Origin of the sequence: Halosimplex litoreum (genome assembly GCF_016065055.1) — an archaeon.
In the GTDB taxonomy this organism is placed as follows: domain Archaea; phylum Halobacteriota; class Halobacteria; order Halobacteriales; family Haloarculaceae; genus Halosimplex; species Halosimplex litoreum.
Genome location: NZ_CP065856.1, coordinates 72,292 through 91,189 on the forward strand (window position 1 = coordinate 72,292; position 18,898 = coordinate 91,189).

19 protein-coding genes are annotated in these 18,898 nt (G+C 68.2%); 5 read left to right on the top strand and 14 right to left on the bottom strand.

Annotated features, from left to right (window positions below; genetic code table 11):
• Positions 1-568: 568 nt before the first annotated feature.
• The 3 genes from I7X12_RS00400 to I7X12_RS00410 form a co-directional block, all read right to left on the bottom strand.
• Positions 569-1,528 carry a WD40/YVTN/BNR-like repeat-containing protein gene (locus tag I7X12_RS00400; RefSeq protein ID WP_198061922.1) on the bottom strand — a complete coding sequence of 320 codons (960 nt, stop codon included), beginning with the start codon at positions 1,526-1,528 and terminating at the stop codon, positions 569-571.
• Positions 1,529-1,849: 321 nt separating this feature from the next.
• Complete coding sequence (locus tag I7X12_RS20810) at positions 1,850-3,040, bottom strand: molybdenum cofactor synthesis domain-containing protein (RefSeq protein ID WP_198061923.1); 1,191 nt, start codon at positions 3,038-3,040, stop codon at positions 1,850-1,852.
• Positions 3,041-3,178: 138 nt separating this feature from the next.
• Positions 3,179-4,360: an ABC transporter substrate-binding protein gene (locus tag I7X12_RS00410; RefSeq protein WP_198061924.1), complete on the bottom strand. Its 1,182-nt coding sequence runs from the start codon at positions 4,358-4,360 to the stop codon at positions 3,179-3,181.
• A 143-nt stretch (positions 4,361-4,503) separates the two neighbouring features.
• Between I7X12_RS00410 and I7X12_RS00415 the strand changes: the two genes are divergently transcribed.
• The 3 genes from I7X12_RS00415 to I7X12_RS00425 all read left to right on the top strand — a co-directional run bounded on the left by I7X12_RS00415 (position 4,504) and on the right by I7X12_RS00425 (position 7,839).
• Positions 4,504-5,550 (top strand): zinc-binding dehydrogenase, encoded by a 1,047-nt coding sequence (locus I7X12_RS00415; RefSeq protein ID WP_198061925.1) that lies wholly within the window; start codon positions 4,504-4,506, stop codon positions 5,548-5,550.
• On the top strand, positions 5,543-5,905 hold the full coding sequence (locus I7X12_RS20505) for a hypothetical protein (protein ID WP_232342957.1): 363 nt from the start codon (positions 5,543-5,545) through the stop codon (positions 5,903-5,905). The genes I7X12_RS00415 and I7X12_RS20505 overlap by 8 nt, the downstream gene beginning before the upstream one ends.
• A 116-nt stretch (positions 5,906-6,021) precedes the next feature.
• Positions 6,022-7,839 (top strand): histidine kinase N-terminal 7TM domain-containing protein, encoded by a 1,818-nt coding sequence (locus I7X12_RS00425; protein WP_198061926.1) that lies wholly within the window; start codon positions 6,022-6,024, stop codon positions 7,837-7,839.
• A gap of 301 nt (positions 7,840-8,140) precedes the next feature.
• Here the strand turns inward: I7X12_RS00425 and I7X12_RS00430 are convergent, their stop codons facing one another.
• Both I7X12_RS00430 and I7X12_RS00435 read right to left on the bottom strand, forming a co-directional pair.
• Entirely contained in the window at positions 8,141-8,743 is a 603-nt protein-coding gene (locus I7X12_RS00430; RefSeq protein ID WP_198061927.1) for an NUDIX hydrolase, read from the bottom strand.
• 88 nt (positions 8,744-8,831) lie between these two features.
• Complete coding sequence (locus I7X12_RS00435) at positions 8,832-9,245, bottom strand: Lrp/AsnC family transcriptional regulator (RefSeq protein ID WP_198061928.1); 414 nt, start codon at positions 9,243-9,245, stop codon at positions 8,832-8,834.
• A 103-nt stretch (positions 9,246-9,348) separates the two neighbouring features.
• Between I7X12_RS00435 and carA the strand changes: the two genes are divergently transcribed.
• Positions 9,349-10,416: a glutamine-hydrolyzing carbamoyl-phosphate synthase small subunit gene (gene carA / locus I7X12_RS00440; RefSeq protein WP_198061929.1), complete on the top strand. Its 1,068-nt coding sequence runs from the start codon at positions 9,349-9,351 to the stop codon at positions 10,414-10,416.
• 32 nt (positions 10,417-10,448) lie between these two features.
• On the opposite strand, the gene I7X12_RS00445 is transcribed toward carA, so the two are convergent.
• From I7X12_RS00445 to I7X12_RS00460, 4 genes are all read right to left on the bottom strand, one after another.
• Complete coding sequence (locus I7X12_RS00445) at positions 10,449-11,156, bottom strand: PH domain-containing protein (protein WP_232342959.1); 708 nt, start codon at positions 11,154-11,156, stop codon at positions 10,449-10,451.
• Positions 11,157-11,307: 151 nt separating this feature from the next.
• Positions 11,308-11,472, bottom strand: a complete 165-nt coding sequence (locus I7X12_RS00450; protein WP_198061930.1) for a hypothetical protein — start codon at positions 11,470-11,472, stop codon at positions 11,308-11,310.
• A gap of 67 nt (positions 11,473-11,539) precedes the next feature.
• On the bottom strand, positions 11,540-11,854 hold the full coding sequence (locus I7X12_RS00455) for a HalOD1 output domain-containing protein (protein WP_198061931.1): 315 nt from the start codon (positions 11,852-11,854) through the stop codon (positions 11,540-11,542).
• A gap of 222 nt (positions 11,855-12,076) precedes the next feature.
• Positions 12,077-12,481: a CBS domain-containing protein gene (locus tag I7X12_RS00460; protein ID WP_198061932.1), complete on the bottom strand. Its 405-nt coding sequence runs from the start codon at positions 12,479-12,481 to the stop codon at positions 12,077-12,079.
• Between the two features lie 140 nt (positions 12,482-12,621).
• Between I7X12_RS00460 and I7X12_RS00465 the strand changes: the two genes are divergently transcribed.
• Positions 12,622-12,945, top strand: coding sequence for a DMT family transporter (locus tag I7X12_RS00465; RefSeq protein WP_198061933.1), 324 nt, complete (start codon positions 12,622-12,624; stop codon positions 12,943-12,945).
• A 33-nt stretch (positions 12,946-12,978) separates the two neighbouring features.
• Here I7X12_RS00465 and I7X12_RS00470 read toward each other — a convergent pair whose 3' ends face one another.
• The 5 genes from I7X12_RS00470 to I7X12_RS00490 all read right to left on the bottom strand — a co-directional run bounded on the left by I7X12_RS00470 (position 12,979) and on the right by I7X12_RS00490 (position 18,806).
• Positions 12,979-13,125: a hypothetical protein gene (locus I7X12_RS00470; RefSeq protein ID WP_198061934.1), complete on the bottom strand. Its 147-nt coding sequence runs from the start codon at positions 13,123-13,125 to the stop codon at positions 12,979-12,981.
• A gap of 643 nt (positions 13,126-13,768) precedes the next feature.
• Positions 13,769-17,056: a carbamoyl-phosphate synthase large subunit gene (carB, locus tag I7X12_RS00475; protein WP_198061935.1), complete on the bottom strand. Its 3,288-nt coding sequence runs from the start codon at positions 17,054-17,056 to the stop codon at positions 13,769-13,771.
• A 264-nt stretch (positions 17,057-17,320) separates the two neighbouring features.
• Positions 17,321-17,551, bottom strand: a complete 231-nt coding sequence (locus I7X12_RS00480) for a hypothetical protein (RefSeq protein ID WP_198061936.1) — start codon at positions 17,549-17,551, stop codon at positions 17,321-17,323.
• 239 nt (positions 17,552-17,790) lie between these two features.
• A complete protein-coding gene (locus I7X12_RS00485; RefSeq protein WP_198061937.1) occupies positions 17,791-18,324 on the bottom strand; it encodes a DUF5815 family protein in 534 nt (177 codons plus the stop codon).
• Between the two features lie 65 nt (positions 18,325-18,389).
• A complete protein-coding gene (locus I7X12_RS00490; RefSeq protein WP_198061938.1) occupies positions 18,390-18,806 on the bottom strand; it encodes a DUF7124 domain-containing protein in 417 nt (138 codons plus the stop codon).
• Positions 18,807-18,898: the final 92 nt, after the last annotated feature.

Here is an 18,898-nt window from a genome sequence, read left to right on the forward strand (position 1 = left end):
CATCTTTTTCCCGGTGGGGTTTCCTCGCCCGCTTCGCTCGCTGCGGGAACCCCACCGGCAAAAACATGGGTGAAAAAGGCCGCTCGCGCCGCCGGCGCGAGCGGTGAACCGCGCTCACTGCGTTCGCGCGGATGCTCAGTACAGCTGAGAGACTGATCAATCCACCGTGGCGCGCGCTGTCGCGACTCTTGTGTCGCGACAGCATCGTGCGAGGGATGAGCGAACGGAGTGAGCGAATCGGCTGGGGAGGCTCGTGGCCGTCTGCGGTGCTGTGCCTGGCGGACTGAAAGGGCGAGGCGCGCTCGCGCCGTGAGTCGCCTGAGCGGGCACTATCCGCGCGGGCGGTGCCGAGAGCGCGGATATCCCGTCTCAGCGACCGCGAGCGCGCCTCGCCCTTTCATCGCTTGCTGTCACCAGCGAGTGCGGTTGCTGTCGTGTCTGTTTCTTTCACGAGGTATTTGACTGGAACGATAGCTCAACTCACACAAAAAACCGACCAACACAGACGTCTACCGAGGACCGAATGCGGGGGGTTGGAGCCAAGATAGGCCCCAGCGTCGTAGTCGAGTCAGTGTTCGAGGATCGCGCCGCCGGCGCCGATGGCGATCTCGACGTCGCCCCTCCGGCAGACGGCCTTCAGGTTCTGTCCAGTCGGGGTGGCGTCGGACTCCCAGGCCTCGCTCTCGCGGTCGTAGACGTTCCCGCCGCCGCCGACGGCGAGGCCCGCACCGCCTTCGACCTCGATGTCGCGGAGGCCGGCGTCGCCGGTGTCGGTGGGGACCCAGCGCGACCCGGTCCAGTGGAACACCATGCCGCCGCCGCCGGAGACCCACACGTCGTCGGCCCCGTCGGAGTCGACGCCGTAGAAGTTGACGTTGGCGTCGGCCAGTCCGATCGCGTCCCAGGTCGCGCCGTCCCGGGTGGCGAAGACGGACTTGTTGCCGTCGACGATGTGGCCCTTGCGGTCGTCGTAGAAGTCGACGGCGTTGATGGCCGACCCGGAGCCGGGCGTGACGTAGTCCCAGGTCTGGGTGGCGCCGTTCTCGAAGCTGTAGTACATTTTCCCGGAGTCGCCGGCGACGTAGACGTTGGCCTCGCCGGCCGCGCCCGTGACCGACACGTCGTTGAAGTTGTTGGTCACGTCCATCGGCGCCGAGTGGTCGTTCAGGTTGCCCGTCGTCACGTCGTACTCGCCGATGGCGCCCGAGGAGCCGACGAACCACAGTCGCTCGCCGTCGTCGGTCACGTCCGCGCCGTAGAGGTTGTTGCCGTTGCCGGTCGGCCCGCCATCGAGGATCTTCTGCCAGCCCCGCTCCGTTCGGTCGAGGACGACCCCGGCGTCGCCGACCGCGTACGCGCCCTCGCTCGTCTCCTCGACGTCGTAGAGCGTGCCCCCCGTCGGCGACTCGACGGCGGTCCACTCCGAGTCGTCGGTCGACGCGGCCGCGGCCGTCGGGATCGCCGCCGCGCCCAGCGCCGCGCCGGCTGCCTTCAGCACGTTGCGTCGGGTGGAGGTGCGTTCGGACATTGCATCCGGGACATGCGACCGGTTACACTTAATGCGAGGTCGCATTTAGCGCCGATTTACGGCATTTTAGAGCCTAAAGAGACGTATTTCGATCCGCTCGGTCCGACGAACCGACGGATTCCGGTTCTGGGGCGTCGCGCCGCTAGCCCGCGTTAACAGACGTGAAACGCCGAAAGGTTGAACTTGGGGAAAGCGAACCGGCCGACGGCGACCCGAATCGGACCGAATACGCTCTCGTCTCGGGAGGACGGATCGGTACCCGAACGCTGTGGTGAATTGGCGGCCCGACGGACGGCGGGCGACGAGCCCAAGGCCAGGTGGTCAGTCGTCGCGGCGGGCCAGCGAGACGAGGTGGGCCATCTCCTCGACGACGAGTTCCTCAGTGCCCAGCCGGGCGGCGGCCTCGCTCCCGGGGAGACAGAAGACCGGGACACCGTCGACCATGCCGGCGGTGGCCCGGGAGACCATCGCACGGGTGCCGATCTCCTCGTAGGAGAGGATGCGGAACAGCTCGCCGAAGCCGGGGAGTTCGCGGTCGAAGAGGGGCCGGGCGCCCTCGACGGTCACGTCGTCGGGCGTGACGCCCGTGCCGCCGGTCGTGACGACGACGTCCACGTCGTCGCGTCCGGTGAGGTTCAACAGTGCAGTCTGGACGCCGTCGAGGTCGTCACGGAGGATCTCGCGGGTGACCACTTCGTGGTCGGCGGCCTCGATCACCGCCTCGATCACGTCGCCGCTCGCGTCGTCCTCGCGTGTGCGCGTGGAGGAGACCGTGACGACCGCGACACCGAGCAAGTCCACCGCTGCGCCGTGGGCGTGACCGTGAGCGTGGCCGCCCGAATCGTGCGCGTGGTCGTCGCTGTCGTGGGAGTGACCGCCGGACCCGTGGGCGTGCTCGTCGGGCTCGTGCGAGCGGCCGGCATCGGACTCGACGGCGGCCTCCGCGTCGGTCTCGTCGTCGGCGAACGGGTGGTCCCCGGGGTCGTCTGCTTCCTCGGGGGTCCGATCCGACTCGCCCGCCTGCGACAGCGGGTCGTCCGCCGACGGGTCGACGCCGCGGCCGTCGTCGGTCGGTTCTCGTCCGCTTTCGTGGACCGACCGGTCCTCGGCGTCGTCGGTCGACAGATCCGTGCCGACGTCGCTCTCCGAGGAATCCGTTCCGGCGTCGCCCGTGTCGGGCGCAAGCGGGTCGGCACTCGGTCCCCCGGACGAACTGGCGAGTGGGTCCGTACCCGAGTCGAACGCATCGGCATCGCTCTCATCGTCGGACGCCTCCGGGACGGATTCGGCGGTGTCCCCGCTCTCGGACGTGCTCGCGTCGTCCGCTTCTGAGTCGACGGCCGATTCGTCCGCGGGTTCGGACTCGGTCGACTCCGCTGCCGGTTCCCCGTCGACCGGCTCGTCCGTCGGCTCTCCTTCGGCGCCCTCCGTCTCGTCCCCCTCTGCGTCGGCCGCCTCGTCCTCGTCGTCGCCGTACCCGCGGCTGGTGTCGCGGGACTGGAAATCGACCATGCCGTCGTTACCCGGCAGCGAACCAAAAAGGCCAGCATGCCGACCGGAAGAGCGGAGCGCCCCGAGCGGCGTGGCCGAGGCGATGCGGGCGGCGCCGATCGGGAGGATGCGACGGCGGTCGCGAGCGCGCGGCGGCAGTCAGGACAGCGCCGTGACCACGGTGTCCGCGGCGGCGTCGGCGTCGCGGTCCTGGAGGAACGTGGCGACGGCGTCTTTGAGCTGGACGACCTGCTCGGGCTGGACCGCCAGCCCGTGACACATCGACGGGAGCTGGGTCGCGCGGCCGCCGAAGGCATCGTGCAGCTCGCGGCTCATCGGGTGCAGCTCGGCGACCGACACGTCGCTGCGCGGCGGGACCGAGCCGCTGATCGTGTTGAACCGCTCGATCGTCTCGGCGGAACCGAGGTACTCGACGAAGTCCATCACCTCGTCGTCGCCCTCGGTGTGGGCGGCCGGGACGATCGCGTTCGTATTGACGATGTGGGTTCCGTCCGTGCCGGGGAACGGGACGCAGTCCCAGTCGTGACCGAACTCCATGTCCGTCCCGGCCATGTGGCCGGTCGACCACGAGCCGTTGTTGATGCAGGCCGCCTCGCCGTCGGAAAAGGCGAACTCGAGGTCGCTGGAGTCCATGAACTCGGGGTTGTCCGGCCCGGCGGCGAGGTACTTGCCGAGCGTGTCGAACCCCGCGCGGATGCCCGCTCGATGGGGCGAGGGTCGGCCGTCGGCCGCTTCCCTGTAGCCGCTCGGCCCCTCGTGGGCGAGGAACAGGGTCTCCCACAGCTGGAGGAGCCCGAACGGGTTGCGCCCGAAGACGGCGATCGGCTGGTCGGCCTGCTCGGCCAGCGCCGGCAGTGCCTCGGCGAGTTCGGTCGGGCCGGAGAGCCGCGCGGGATCGACTCCCGCCGCCTCGAACAGCTCGACGTTGTAGTAGAGGTTGCTGATACGATGCATATCCAGCGGGACGGCGTGGTACTCGCCGTCGAAGCGGGCCACGTCGACCATCCCGTCGAAGTACGCCCGGTCCATATCGGTGCGCTCCCACAGCTCGGTGATGTCGGCGGTCGCGCCGGCCTCGACGGTCGGTCGGAGGTTCGCGCCCGGCCACTCGTCCCACACGTCCGGCGGGTCCTCGCGCAGGATCCGGCTCTTGATCATCAGCCGGAGCGCGTTGATGACCGTCTGCTCCTCGGCGACCGACACGTTCGGGTTGCGGTCGGTGTACTCCGCCAGGACCGCGTCCATCGCCTCCTGCTCGCTCCCCCACACGAAGTGGTGGTGGATCTCTATCTCGCGCTGTCCGCCCACGGCCGTTGACATACGTTCCCATCTGTCCGACCCCCATAATGAGCTTACCCCCGAATTATCCGAACTGAGAATCGGTCTGGGCCGTCCGCCGCTCGCTGGCGCGGCGGGTTCGTCGGGTTCGTCACCGTTTTGACACCGCGCGAACGAGTACGAGTATGTACGCAGTCCAGTACGCGGACCACGGCGACCGCGACGTGGTCGAGTACGCCGAGCGGTCCGACCCCGAGGTGGGCCGGGGGGACGTGCTCGTCGACGTGAAGGCGGGCGCGCTGAACCACCTCGACGTGTGGACCCGGAAGGGTCTGCCCGGGGTCGACCTGGAGATGCCCCACGTCCCCGGCTGCGACGCCGCGGGCGTCGTCGAATCGGTCGGCGCGGACGTGACCCGCTTCGAACCCGGCGACCGCGTGGCGGTCACCGCGGGCGTCAGCTGCGGCGAGTGCGAGTTCTGCCGGGCGGGCGAGGAATCGATGTGCGTCGACTACCACATCGTCGGCGAGCACGTCCCCGGGGTCCACGGCGAACTCGCCGCCGTCCCCGAGGACAACCTCGTCGCCGTCCCCGAAGGCGTCGACTGGGAAACCGCCGCCGCGGCGCCGCTGGTCTTCCAGACGGCCTGGCGGATGCTCGTCACCCGCGCCGACGTCGACCCCGGGGAGTCGGTCCTCGTCCTCGGCGCCTCGGGCGGCGTCGGCCACGCCGCCGTCCAGATCGCCGACTACGCCGGCGCCGAGGTGTTCGCGACGGCCAGCACCGACGAGAAGCTAGAGTACGCCCGGGAAGTCGGCGCCGACCACGCGATCGACTACACCGAGGACGATTTCGCCGCACGGGTTCGCGAACTGACGGACGGCCGGGGCGTCGACGTAGTGGTCGACCACGTCGCCGGCGAGACGTGGGACGACTCGCTGCAGAGCCTCGCGAAGGGCGGCCGACTGGTCACCTGCGGTGCGACCGCCGGCGGCCGGCCACAGACCAACGTCAACCGGGTGTTCTGGAATCAGCTGTCGATCCTCGGCTCGACGATGGCGACCCCCGGCGAGGTCGACGACGTCCTCGCGAAGGTGTGGGACGGAACCTTCGAAGTACGGGTGCGCGACCGTCTGCGGATGAGCGAGACGGCCCGCGCCCACGAACTGCTGGAGGACCGCGAAGGGTTCGGGAAGGTCGTCGTGGTCCCGGACAGTGAGTACGATGAGTGAGACGCCAGCTACGGACGACGACGAACGCGCGGACGCTCGCGGACGGCGTGGGAACTCGGACGACGGAGCCGGAACGGAATCGGACGCGAGCGTCCCGCCAGTGGACCCTGGGGGTTACGACGTGCCCGACCCCGAATCGCGCGAGTTCGGACTCCGCGGCTGGGGGCTCGTCGTCGCGCTCGTCGTCGCGCTCGTCGTGATCCCCTGGACGATCATCGGGATCCCACAGGCCCAGGGGCTGCTCGAGACGCTCCCGCTGGGGTATCGGGACGCCTACCTTGTCCTGCCGTTCGTCCCCGCGGTCTTCCTCGGCGCGCTCGGCGTCTGGACGGCGCTCGCGAACCGGCGCGCCTGACCGACCGAATCACTCGCCGTCACCGGTTTCGCCCGGTCCGTCGCGACCGCTCCGATCCAATTTTGATATCGGGCCATATACACTTATCTCGGGGACGGCGAAAAGCTCCCGTATCGATGGCGACGCCGGCGTTTGCGCCCTTCGTCCTGCTCGCGGCTATCGTCGGGAGCGGCGTCGCTACGTTCGTGTGGGCGTTTCGCGACACGCCGGGCGCGAAACCGCTGTCGGCGTTCGTCGCGGGGGCGAGCCTGTTCGCGCTCGCCCAGGGGATGGCGCTGGCGTCGCCGGGACTGGCCGGGAAGCTCCAGTGGTCGAGCGTCGCCGCGACCGTCTCGGTGGTCCTCCCGGCCGCCTGGCTGCTGACCGTCCTCGCCTACACCGAGAGCGACCGGTCGCTGGAACGGAGGGCGCTCGCGTTGTTGCTCGTCGAACCTCTCGTGTTCGCATCGCTGGTCTGGACGAACGACGCCCACAACCTCGTCTGGGCCGACCGCTGGATCGAGACGGCCGGCGCGAGCGCGTATCTGACCCGGGAGTTCGGCCCCGGGATGTGGGCCCACGTCGGCTACTCCTACCTGCTCATCGCCGTCGGTGGGCTCGAACTCGTCCGGCTGAACTTCCGCACGACGGACTTCTTCCGCAGCCAGGGGACGGCACTGCTGGCCGCGATGTTCGTCGCCGCGTCGCTGTGGGCCGGGTCGCTGTTCGGCCTCGTCCCCAGACAGTACGACCTGGGCGGCGTCGGGTTCGTCTTCGGCGGTCTCGTCATGACCGCCACCCTGTTCCGCGGTCGGCTGCTGTCTATCACCCCCGCGACCCGCCAGCTCGGCCGCGAGGCCGTCGTCGACGAGATGGACGACCGGATCGTCATCCTCGACGACGAGGACCGCGTCGTCGACGTGAACCCCGCGGCCGCACAGCTCCTCGACGTCGACCCACAGGGGGTCGTCGGAACGCCGATCGGAACTGTCGCGCCAAGACTCGCGTCGGCGATCGACGGCGACTCGACGGGGCAGACCGACCTGGAACTCGACGGCCCCGACGGACGCCAGTACTACGACGTGCGTGTCTCGCCGCTCTACCGCAGTTACGGCGGCGTCGCCGGCCGCGTCGTCAGTTTCCGTGACGTGACCGACCGCCGCCAGCACGAGCAGCGACTCGACGTGCTCAACCGCGTCCTCAGGCACAATCTCCGCAACGAGTTGAACGTCGTCGCCGGCAACGCCGAACTGCTCCGCCAGGACGTCGAGGAGACCGAGGACGTGCGTCGGCGACTCGACCGCATCGAGGAGACCGTCGACGGTATCGTCGCCCGCAGCGAGAAGATCGGCCACGTCTCCAGAATGGTCGACGAGGAGTGCGACCAGGCGTTCGCCGCCGCCGAGCGGGTCGATAGCCTCGCCGACGGCGTCGAATCCGCTCACGACGGCGTGACCGTCACCGTCGACCTGCCCGAGGGGCTGACAGTGGTCGGCGGCCCCTGTCTGGAGCGGGCCTTCGAGGAACTGCTCGAGAACGCGGCCGAACACGCCGGCGACGACCCCGGGGTCAAGGTGCGAGCGCCGGACCGTCGGGGCGAGTTCGTCGAGATCCGGGTCGCCGACGACGGGCCCGGGATCGAAGACCAGGAACGGACCGTCATCGAAGCGGGCCGCGAGTCGGCACTCGAGCACGGCAGCGGTGTCGGCCTCTGGCTCGTCAACTGGGTCGTTCGCGAATGCGGCGGATCCGTCGAGTTCGTCGACGAGGGCAGCGGTTGCACCGTCGCGCTCAGACTTCAGCGGGTCGACGCTGCCGACGGCGTCGGACCCGGTTCCGGCGGGGATTCGAACGGCGAGTCGGACGCGAACTCGGACCCGGGCTCTGCAGCCGATCCGACCGGTGAGGGAAGCACCGACGGTCGCGACCGGACGGAACTCGAAGCGGACGACTGACGCCCGCCGACCCCCGTCCGGGAGTCGGTCCGCGCCCGAACCCGCGCTCACCGTCGGTGTGGCGCCGCTGGGTGTCCGTTTCACGCCGTGTCGGGTCCCGACGGTCGCTCGGCGGCCCGTCGCAATCGTACCGTTCACGACGCCGAAACGTGAACGGAGGCTCGCGTCCGACGCCGTCGAGGGCGACGAGGAGAGCGCGACACGGTCCGACGGGGGACCGGCCGGAGAACGGGGTGACGAGAGGCGACGGCTCTAGTGAGAAGCGAGGGGGCACTCGCGGGAGAACGGCGGGTCGACCGCCTTACTCGAAGTCCCGGCGCATCGCGATCTCGAACCAGGGACAGAGCCGCAGTTGCCGGTACCAGCGCGGATGCTCGTGCAGCCGCTCGTAGGGGACCCACATGTAGCCGCCGACCTCCTCGGGGTCGGGGTCGAGGGAAGTGTCGAGCAGCGTGGCCTTCAGTACCGCACAGACCTCGTGTTCGAGGCCCTCGTCCATGTAGTAGCGCTTGTACTCGAAGCGGTCGGTCACCCGGAGGTTGTCGTACTGCTCGGGCGTGACGCCGAGTTCCTCCTCCAGGCGCTGGCGGGTCGCTTCGACCTGCGTCTGTCCCTCGACCGGGTGGGAGGCGACGGTGCCGTCCCAGTAGGTGTCCCAGAGCCGTTTCTTCGGGCTGCGCTGGGCGAGCAAGATGCGGTCGTCCTCGTCGAACAGCAGCGCGGTGAACGCGCGGTGGCGAGTGCCGTCGCCGGTGTGAGCGTCGAGGCGGTTGACCAGCCCCTGTTCCTCGTCGTTCTCGTCGACGGCGATCACCGACTGCTCGGCGTTCTCGTGGTAGTCGTCGGCTCCGTCGGCCGACGGCGCGCCGTCGCCTCCGGGAGCCCCCTCGTCGTCCGTACTCATGGGAGTCACGTGGGAGAGCGGGTTCAAACAGTCTTCGACTCGCGTCGGTGGTCGCTCCCGTCCGCGTCCGCCGGTTCGCGATATACGCTCACCCGACGCGCTCGTCCAGAATCAACCTCGTCTTCGTACTCACGACCTCGTCCAGCTCGCGGGTCTGGGTGATGATCTCGTTGACCCGCTCGGTGTCCTGGGCGTCGACGACGAAGACGATGTCCTCCTCGCCGGAGACCTGCCAGACGAAGTCGACCTCGGTCCAGTCGGCGACGCGCTCGCTGATGTCGTGGGTGTCGACGCTCACGTCGACCCCGACCTCGATCATCGCTTTGACGTTCCCCGTCCGCGTCGCCACGGTGAAGCGCTCGATGACGCCGTCCTCGACGAGCGACTCCACGCGGTTGCGGACCGTCCCTTCGGAGGTCCCCACGTCGTCGGCGATCTCCGTATACGGCGTGCGTGCGTCCCTGCGGAGGATGTTCAGGATCGCCCGGTCGAGGTCGTCCATCGAATATCTCCACCTTCCGCACCACCCCACTTGACCGTTACGAAATTCGTAACCTGGCTTCGAAAGCAAGGCTTATGCACGGAGGTGGTATACGCATCTCGTAATGACGGACGCCTACGTGGCACTGGAGGGCGGACGCGTCGTCGAGGCGCGCGCTCGCTCGCCGGGCACGACTCGCGGGGAACTGGTATTCACCACAGCGTACACGGGCTACGAGGAGAGTCTCACCGACCCCTCCTACGAGGAGCAGATCCTCACCTTCTCCTATCCGCTGATCGGTAACTACGGGGTCCGAGAGGAGCGCTTCGAGTCCGACCGCGTCCACCCGCGCGGCGTCGTCGCACGCGACCTGACCGACGACGTGGTCGAGTGGCTCGAAGAGGAGGGCGTCCCGGCCGTCGACAAGCTCGACACCCGCGACCTCGTGACGGAGATCCGCGACTCCGGCGCGATGAAGTGCGGCATCGCCGCGGGCGAAGACGTGACCGAGCAGGACGCGCTGGACGAACTCGACCAGTGCGAGCACATGAGCGACCACACGGAGATCGGCGACCAGGTCACCACGCCCGACACCGTCGTGTACAACGAGGACGGTGACGGCGCGGACGTGGCGCTGATCGACTGCGGCGCCAAGGGCTCGATCGTCGACTCGCTCGTCGAGCGCGACGCGACGGTCCACCTCATGCCCCACGACACCACCGAGGCGGAGGTCGCCGAGCTGGACCCCGACGTGCTGTTCATCTCCAACGGCCCGGGCGACCCGGAGAACTTCGAGGAAGCAAACGAACTCGTCGACGACTTCGTCGGCGAGACGCCGATCGCGGGCATCTGCCTGGGCCAGCAGGTCGTCGCCAACGCGCTGGGCGGCGAGACCGAGAAGATGGAGTTCGGCCACCGCGGCGTCAACCAGCCCGTCCGTGACCTGCGGACCGACCGCGTCGTCATGACCACTCAGAACCACGGCTACACCGTCGCAGACCCCGGCGACAACCTCGAAGTCACCCAGATCAACGTCAACGACGACACGCCCGAAGGCCTGGAGAACGACGACCTCGACATCCTCACCCGCCAGTACCACCCCGAGGCCAACCCGGGCCCGAACGACTCGAAGAGCTTCTTCGACGAGGTCCTGGCGATGGCCGACGACGAGCCCGTCACGACGACGAACTGAAGGCGTCTCTTCTCCGACCGCGCCGCCTCGTCTCACTCGGACCGGTCGACTGGTTTCCCGCGGTACTGGATCTCCGAGTCCGACCCGTCCGCTCCGCGAGCGGTGTCGCTCTCGACTCCGGCCTCGTCGGGCCCGTCACCACCGGCCGACCCGGAGTCCGACGGCGGCTCGTCGGGGACGCCCGGGTGGGCCTCGCGGCTGATCGGCTGGCCGCGGTAGGTTAGCTGGTTCGCACCGTCGTCTATCTCGATCTCCTCGGGCGACTCCGACGTGCGCTCCTCGACGTACTCCGCCGCTGCGGCGAGCAGCGACTCGCTCGTCGACCGCTTGGCCCAGCAGTGGTACTGCTTGCGCGGCGTCCGGAGGACGAATCGGTTTGCGAGCAGCCCGGTGTGATACGAGGCCGCGACGACCGAATCGTGGGGGACCTCGACCACGCTGTCTTCCTCGTCGCCACCGACCAGACAGAGCGTCCGACGGTCCGTGACGACGACCGCCGTCCCGCGGTCGCCGGCCGGTTTCGTCGTGTTGCGCTTGGTTCCCAGGCCGATACCGCGTTTCGCGTTGGTCAGGACGTACGCCGGCGCCTCGGTCCCGTCGAGGCGCGTGACCGGGGGCCGGTGCAGTCGTCCCTCGGGGAACGCCTCCTCGCGTCCCGCGAGGACACCGACGGTCACCGATGGGTGTGGCGCCATCTCCGCGAGTGTCATCGCCCTGTCGAGGGCGCTGCCCTCGGTCATCGACTCCCTCCGGGCGGCGTCGCGGGCGACTCGCCAGTCATCGACCGGTCGTTGACACCGAGCTCATATCAGCATACGCCTACGATTCCTTTGGGTGGGGGTACGTCCTAATACGCTCGGATGTCAGCCGTCCGAACCCAGGTAGCACGGGCTAGCGTTCCCACTCGTAGAACCACCACGACGCGCCGAACAACAGGAGTCCGGCGCCAAGCGCCGACGTGGCCGGCTCCGGGAAGACGAACAGCACGAACCCGACCAGGATGAGGAGGCCCGGCTCGATCTCGTTCCAGTACTCGGAGTAGCTCGGGAGTGCCATGTGCCGTCGTTGGACGCCGACGGGCAAATACGTTGACCAGCCGGTCGAGGCGGTCCGGACTCGTCCGCTATGCCGTGCCCGAGTCGTCCACCCGAACCAGCTTGACGTTGCCCCGCTGGTCGATCGTGACTCTGTAGCCCGAGTACGAGAAGGCGACCTCCATCTGCGCGGCCGACGACGGCGGCGTTTTGAACAGGTTCTCGATAGTGTGGTTGACCTCGCGGTACAGCGAGGGGAGTTCGGTCGTGTCTACTCCTTCGAGTCGCGCGACCAGTTCGAGAAACTCGTTGTCGGCCGTCTCCGACCGCGGCTCGATCTGTGCTCGCACGATCCCCGGGGGATCCCCCCGCTGCTCGTCGTCGTCGGACGGCTCCCGTGGCATATACCGTACGATACGGAGCAAACGAGACAAGTGTAGTTGCCAGCTTTCGACGGGCTACCCACCGAGAACCGTTCGATCGACGGTACGATGACACCGTCGGGTTGCGAGTTCGAGGCCACCGGGCCACCGGGAACGCCGCCGCTCGCGGCCGGGACGCTCCCGATCCAGCGGTGGCTCTCCAGTCGCCGAGCGGTGACGGAGAGGGAGACGGAGCGCCCGCGGTCAGGCCGGCGACGGCGTCTGCACGCTGGAGATGTAGCCGGCCAGGTCGGTCGTCGAGATCATCCCGATGACACCTTCCTCGTCGTCGATCACGGGCAGGTGGTGGATCCCGTGTTCGATCATCAGGTCGGCGGCGTCGACGATGGAGGTCTGGGCGTCCGTCGTCACCACGTCGGTCGTCATGTAGCGCTCGACCGTGGTCTGGGCCTTCGGCTTGGACTTGGCGACGATGTCGACGAAGTCCGTCGTCGTGAGGATGCCCAGCAGCTGGTTGTCCTCGTCGACGACGACCAGCGACCCGACGCCGTTGTCCTGCATCTGGGTGGCGGCGTCCTCGACCAGCGTGTCGGGGCCGACGGCCTGGAGGTCCGAACTCATCAACCGCGCGACGAAGATGTCTTCCATAGACACCCCTACACATATCCAGCGTATAAACGTCGGCGGTCCCGGCAGAGCGGTCGGGCGAGCGGCCCCGCGCCGCGACCTCGGCCTGCCGGGGGGCTCGAACCGCAAGTCACAGGCACCCCCTCACGAAAGGGGGCCTCATGGCGTGGTACCTCCTCCTCGTCGCCGGCCTGTTCGAGATCGCGTGGGCGATCGGCCTGGAGTACTCCGAGGGACTCAGCCGCCCGGCCCCGACCGCCGCGACCGGCGTCGCGATGCTGATCAGCGTCGTCCTGCTCGCGAAGGCCGTCGAGACCCTGCCGGTCGGCACCGCCTACGCCGTCTGGACCGGTATCGGCGCCGTCGGCACCGCCGCGCTCGGGATCGTCCTCTTCGACGAACCGCTGAGCCCCGCCCGCGTCGCGTTCGTCGGCCTCATCGTCGTCGGCATCGTCGGGCTGAACCTCACCGCGAGCGCGTCCTGAGGCGGGGCTGGCGCGTCGCGCGTCGACGGCGTGTCAGGTCTGCCGATACAGCAGCGTCGCGACGCCGACGGCGAGGAGGAGCAACCCCCACATCAGGTCGCCGCCGGGGAGGACGCCCAGTAGCAGGGTGACGATACCCGAAGAGATCAGCGACCAGCCGAGCGTGGTTCGGAAGGCCATGGGATCGGTTGGTGGTCCGAACGGAAAGGTGTCGGGTCGAGGTTCGCGAGCGGTCAGTTCGCGTGCTCACTTATCGGTTGGTTCCGGTTGTACTGGAGCGAAACGAAGTCGAGCGACAGCGACCGCACTCACCGGGGACAGCAGGCGATGGCCGCCCTCGACGCGCTCGCGGTCGCTGCGGCGGATATTCTCGCTCCGCTCGAATAGTGCCGCCGCAGACGACTGAACTGCACGCGAGCGCACCTCGCCCGTTCAGTCCACCAGGAGAGCAAGCTCCGCTGAGCCCTCGTTCGCTCCACTCACGAGGACGCCAGGACCGCACAGCACCATGACCGCCGCGCGCAGCACCGCAGACGGCCACGAGCCTCCCCAGCCGATTCGCTCACTCCGTTCGCTCATCCCTCGCACGGTGCTGGCGCGTCTGGCGAGATCGAAGCTCTCGCTAACCCTCGTTCGCTGCGCTCACGAGAAAGACGAGACTCGCGACAGCGCGCGCCACGGTGGATTGCTATCTCTCTCACCTGTACTGAGCACGATCGACATCACCGCAGCTCGTGGCGGGTCGAAACGGAGAAAGAAAGCGGAGAAAGAAAAGGGAGAAAGAAAGCGGAGCAGTGGGAGGGGTCGAACCGGGGTCGACCGCTCAGTCGTCTTTCGGCTGGCCCCAGTACTCGTCGCGCTTGACCCGGTCGCCGACGGGCTGGACGTCCAGCGGTTCGTCGGCGGCCTCGATGGCTTCCAGGGCCGCGCGGGCGGAGGCGAGCGTCGAGAAGTAGGTGATCTCTTCCTCGACGGCCGCTTCGAGCGGCGCGCGCTGGCGCGAGACGATGAGGTCGACCTCGCCGCTCTCGACGGCGTCGACGAACTCGTCCTCGCTGTCGAACTCGACGAGGTCGAAGTGCTCGGCGTAGGCGTCGACCAGTTCCTCGCCGGCCTCGGTCCCGCGGCCGGGGAACTCGCTCTCGGAGAGGTCGACGACGGCGGTGCCTTCGAGCGGGATGGCCTTGCCGACGGACATCTGGGCCTTCTGGTAGGCCTTGCCGAAGCTGTCGGCGGTGCCCATGACCTCACCGGTCGATTTCATCTCCGGGCCGAGGCGCGGGTCCGAGCCCGGCAGGCGGTCGAACGGCAGGACGACCTCCTTGATCGAGGTCTGCTCGGGCACTTGCTCGGTCACGTCGAGGTCGTCGAGAGACTCGCCGGCCATGACCTTCGCGGCGAGCTTCGCGATGGGGACGCCCGTCGCCTTCGAGACGAACGGGACGGTACGCGAGGAGCGGGGGTTGGCCTCCAGTACGTACACTTCCTCGTCGCGGACGGCCAGCTGGACGTTCATCAGCCCGACGGTGTCGAGCGCGCGGGCGATGTCCTCGGTGACCTCGCGGACCTTGCGGTTGACGTCACGGCCGAGCGAACGCGGCGGGATCATGCAGGCGGAGTCGCCGGAGTGGACACCGGCGGACTCGACGTGCTCCATGATGCCACCGATGAGGACGTTCTCGCCGTCGGAGACGGCGTCGACGTCCAGCTCGACGGCGTCCTCGAGGAACTCGTCCACGAGGATCGGCTTGTCCGGGCTGACCCGAACCGCTTCCTCGATGTACTCCTTGAGGTCCTCGTCGCTGTAGACGACGTCCATCGCACGGCCGCCCAGAACGTAGGACGGGCGGACGAGGACGGGGTAGCCGATCTCGTGGGCCAGGTCCAGCGCCTCCTGCTCGCTGGTCGCGGAGCCGCCCTGGGGCTGTGCGATGTCCAGGTCGTCCATGAGGCGGTTGAAGCGGTCGCGGTCCTCGGCGAGGTCCATGGCGTCGACTTCCGTGCCCATGATCTCGCAGTCGAGACCGCGGCGTTCGATCTCGGCTTCGAGCGGGTGGCCGATGTCGACGGAGGTCTGGCCGCCGAACTGCACCATCACGCCGTCGGCGCCGGTCTCTTCGACCACGTCGGCGACCTCCTCGGCCGTGATCGGCTCGAAGAACAGGCCGTCGGAAGTGTCGTAGTCCGTCGACACCGTCTCGGGGTTGTTGTTGACGACGGTGGCGTCGATGCCCAGCTCTTCGAGGGCGCGGACCGCGTGGACCGAACAGTAGTCGAACTCGACGCCCTGCCCGATGCGGATCGGGCCGCCGCCGACGACCACGACGCTCTCGGCGTCGCGGTCGACCTGGACCTCGTTGCGACCCAGCCCCGAGATGGGGTCACGGGAGGAGTAGTAATAGGGCGTCGTCGCCGCGAACTCGCCGGCACAGGTGTCGACGAGCTTGAAGTCGCGGTCGGAGGTCTCGCTCTCGACATCGTCGACGGTCACGTCGGGACCGGGGGCGGTCGCCGCGTCGGCGGACTCCGCCTCGGCCCCGCCGTCGGCCATCGCGGTGTCGTCGTCGGGCGCGTCGGGCCCCTCGACGGTCGGGAGCCAGGAGACGTGCGTGTCGTTGAACTCGCCGCCGGCCAGCGCGGTGATCTCCTGGTCGGTGAAGCCCACGTCCGCGGCGGCCTGGTAGTCGCCCTCGGCGGCGGCGTCGGCCGCGTCGGCGATGCGCTGGAAGCGTTCGAGGTACCACTCGCGGATCTCCGTGATCTCGTTGATCTCGGAGACGTTGTAGCCACGGGAGAACGCCTCGAAGATGGCGTAGGGACGGTCCGGCGAGGGGCGTTCGAGGTAGTGCTCCTCCAGTTCGTCGTTGAAGACGGTCGCGAAGTCGACGGCCGGGTCGTACTCCGAGGAGCGTAGCGCCTTCAACAGAGACTCCTCGAAGGTGCGGCCGATCGACATCGCCTCGCCGGTGGACTTCATCGCCGGGCCGAGTTCGAACTCGACGTCGCCGAACTTGTCCTTGGGCCACCGGGGCACCTTCGTGACGACGTAGTCGATGGCCGGCTCGAAGGCGGCGGTGGTCTGGCCGGTGATCTCGTTTTCGATCTCGTGGAGGCGCTTGCCCAGCGCGACCTTCGCGGTGACGCGGGCGATGGGGTAGCCCGTCGCCTTCGACGCGAGCGCGGAGGACCGGGAGACGCGCGGGTTCACCTCGACGACGCGGTACTCGCCGCCGGGGGTGCCGTCGTCGCGCCAGGCGAACTGGATGTTACAGCCGCCCTGGATACCGAGTTCGCGGATCACGTCGAGGGCCGTGTCGCGCATGACCTGGTGGCCCTCGTCGGGGATGACCTGGCTGGGCGTGACGACGGTGGACTCGCCCGTGTGGATGCCCATCGGGTCGAGGTTCTCCATGTTGCAGATGATGATACACGAGTCGTCGGCGTCGCGCATCACCTCGTACTCCAGTTCGATCCAGCCGTCGATGGACTCCGTGATCATCACGCGGTCGTCCCGCGAGAGGCGTAGCCCCTTCCGGACGGCTTTCTTGAGCTCGTCCATGTCGTCGATGACGCCCGAGCCGGCTCCACCGAGAGTGTAGGTGGTGCGCATGATGACCGGGAGGCCGCCGACGGCCGCGACGGCCTCTTCGACCTCGTCCATGGACTCGATGGTGATCGACTCGGGGACCGGCTCGTCGATGGACTCCATGCGCTGGCGGAACTGGTCGCGGTCCTCCGTCGCGTAGATGGTGTCCAGCGGCGTGCCCATGACCTCGACGTCGTGCTCCTCGAGGACGCCCTCTTCGGCGAGTTCGGCGGTGACGTTCAGGCCCGTCTGGCCGCCCAGCCCCGCGATGACCCCGTCGGGGTTCTCCTTCCGGATGATCTCCGAGATGGCCTCCGTGTCGATGGGTTCGATGTAGACGGCGTCGGCCATCTCCGGGTCGGTCATGATCGTCGCCGGGTTCGAGTTGACGAGCACGACGCGGGCGCCCTCCTCCTGAAGCGCGCGACACGCCTGCGCGCCCGAGTAGTCGAACTCGGCCGCCTGTCCGATCTTGATCGGCCCGCTCCCGATCAGCAGAATGGTACGGTCCTCGTCCTGTGTCATTACTCGGGGGGAGTCCGCTCGTCGTAATAAACCCGGCGAAAGAATGCGGAAATCGAAACGCAGTTTCGAAAATCGTATCTGGGCGGTGACGTCGCGGTTCGTCGACGGATCGCGTAGGACGGGTCGATTCGGAGGGCTCGCGTCGGTCGGATATCACCGCGTGGGCGCGGCCGGCGGTCTACCGGAGCCACGACGAGGGAACGTAAATGAGCGACGATACGGCGACGACTACCAGCGGCGCGACTCCGTCCTCGAAGGACGGTCTCAGTTGGTCCGCTCGGTGAACTCGTAGCGGTAGGGCTGGTCGCGAATGACTTCGACCTCGCCGGTCTGTGCGTGGCGACCGAGAACGGTCGCCACGCGGTGGGCGCTGTCGAACTCCTCGCCGTGCTCGTCGAGGAGGTCCAGGATCTCCCTGGCCGTCAGCGGCTCCTCCGCGTCGGCCTCCTCCAGCACGGCGCGGATCCGCTCGAAGTCGCGCTGCCGTACGCGCATACACTTCCGTATACTCTCCTCTACCATTAAACGCCGTCAGACAGCCGTCAGACGGCCGATCTCCGCAGATCGCAGGACGGCACGGCCGCACGTCTGTCGTCGGTCGTCATACGTATCTGTCACCCGCGTGCAGCCAATCGAAAAGCTACCCGACTCTGTTCGGTATCGTAGAACTGTCGTTCGATCGGACTGCCCTCGGATCCGGACGAGTGCGGTCGATCGACCGGTTCGCGGCGCGCTCAGACCGCCGAGTCGTGTTCGGTTTCGAACTCGCGCTCCTCGCGGTACTGGTCGACGAACTCGCTCACGTCGAACTCGTGGAGCCACTCCTCGAACTGCGCGGTGGCCGCGTCGTCGTCGGCGTGGCTGACTGCGTGGTCCATCAGCTCGACGACGAGTTCGACGACGACCTCGTGGAGTCGTCGGGCGTCGAAGTCGGTGAGCCACAGCATGGAGTAGCCGACCTCGCCCTGCTCGGAGAGGTCCTCGCTGACCACGGCCTCGGGGAACTCTTCCATCACGATGCCCATGACGTGAGCGGTCGTGAACTCGGGGAACTCGTCGGCGGTCTCGATACTCTCGGTGAGCACCTCGACGAGGAACTCGGGGACGAACCGGCCCAGCGGATGTACGTCCATCACGACCGCGTGCGCGTCGCCACAGTCACAGTCGTACTCCCGCAACCCCATGTCCAGGTCGTGGACGGCGACCGTCTCCCCGCAGGGTAACTCGACGTCCGCCCTCTCGCTCCCGGGCACGCGCGGCTCTGCCATTGGCGGATCTATCCCCGTCAGCCGTTTAAACGCCGCGGTACCCGACGAGCGAGCGCCACGAGGCCTCAGGGCCAGTCGTCGCGTTCGTCGTCGCCCGCGTCTTCCGCCGGGGCCTCCGGCTCGCCTAGCTCCCACTCGGCGGCCTCGGCCGCGTTCTCGACCGGGAGGAACTCCCAGCCGACTTCCTCCGCGAGTTCGGCGTCCTCGTCGTCGGTTCCGACGAAGACGTGCCGCTCGGTCCCGAACTGCTGGGCGACGTTCTCGAGGCTCTCGGCGCGGCTGCGCGGCCCCGAGAAGAAGTCCTGGCGGATACGGTGTTTGCGCGTGAAGTTCGTCACCACGTAGGTCGGCTGCTCGGAGACGACGCCGACGTACTCGCTCCACTTGCGCGCGTCCTGGAACACCCGGTCGGGGTATGCCAGGGCCTTCAGCGCGTCCAGGTCGAAGGCGAGAGTCATGTCGTTGCTGCCGCCGCTGTCCATACTCGATAGGGGTACTGGCCCGGGGAAAACGGCTTCGATCAGGCTCCGAACGACCAATCTGGTTCGGGGAGCGAGCCGCGGAGCGCTCGCGG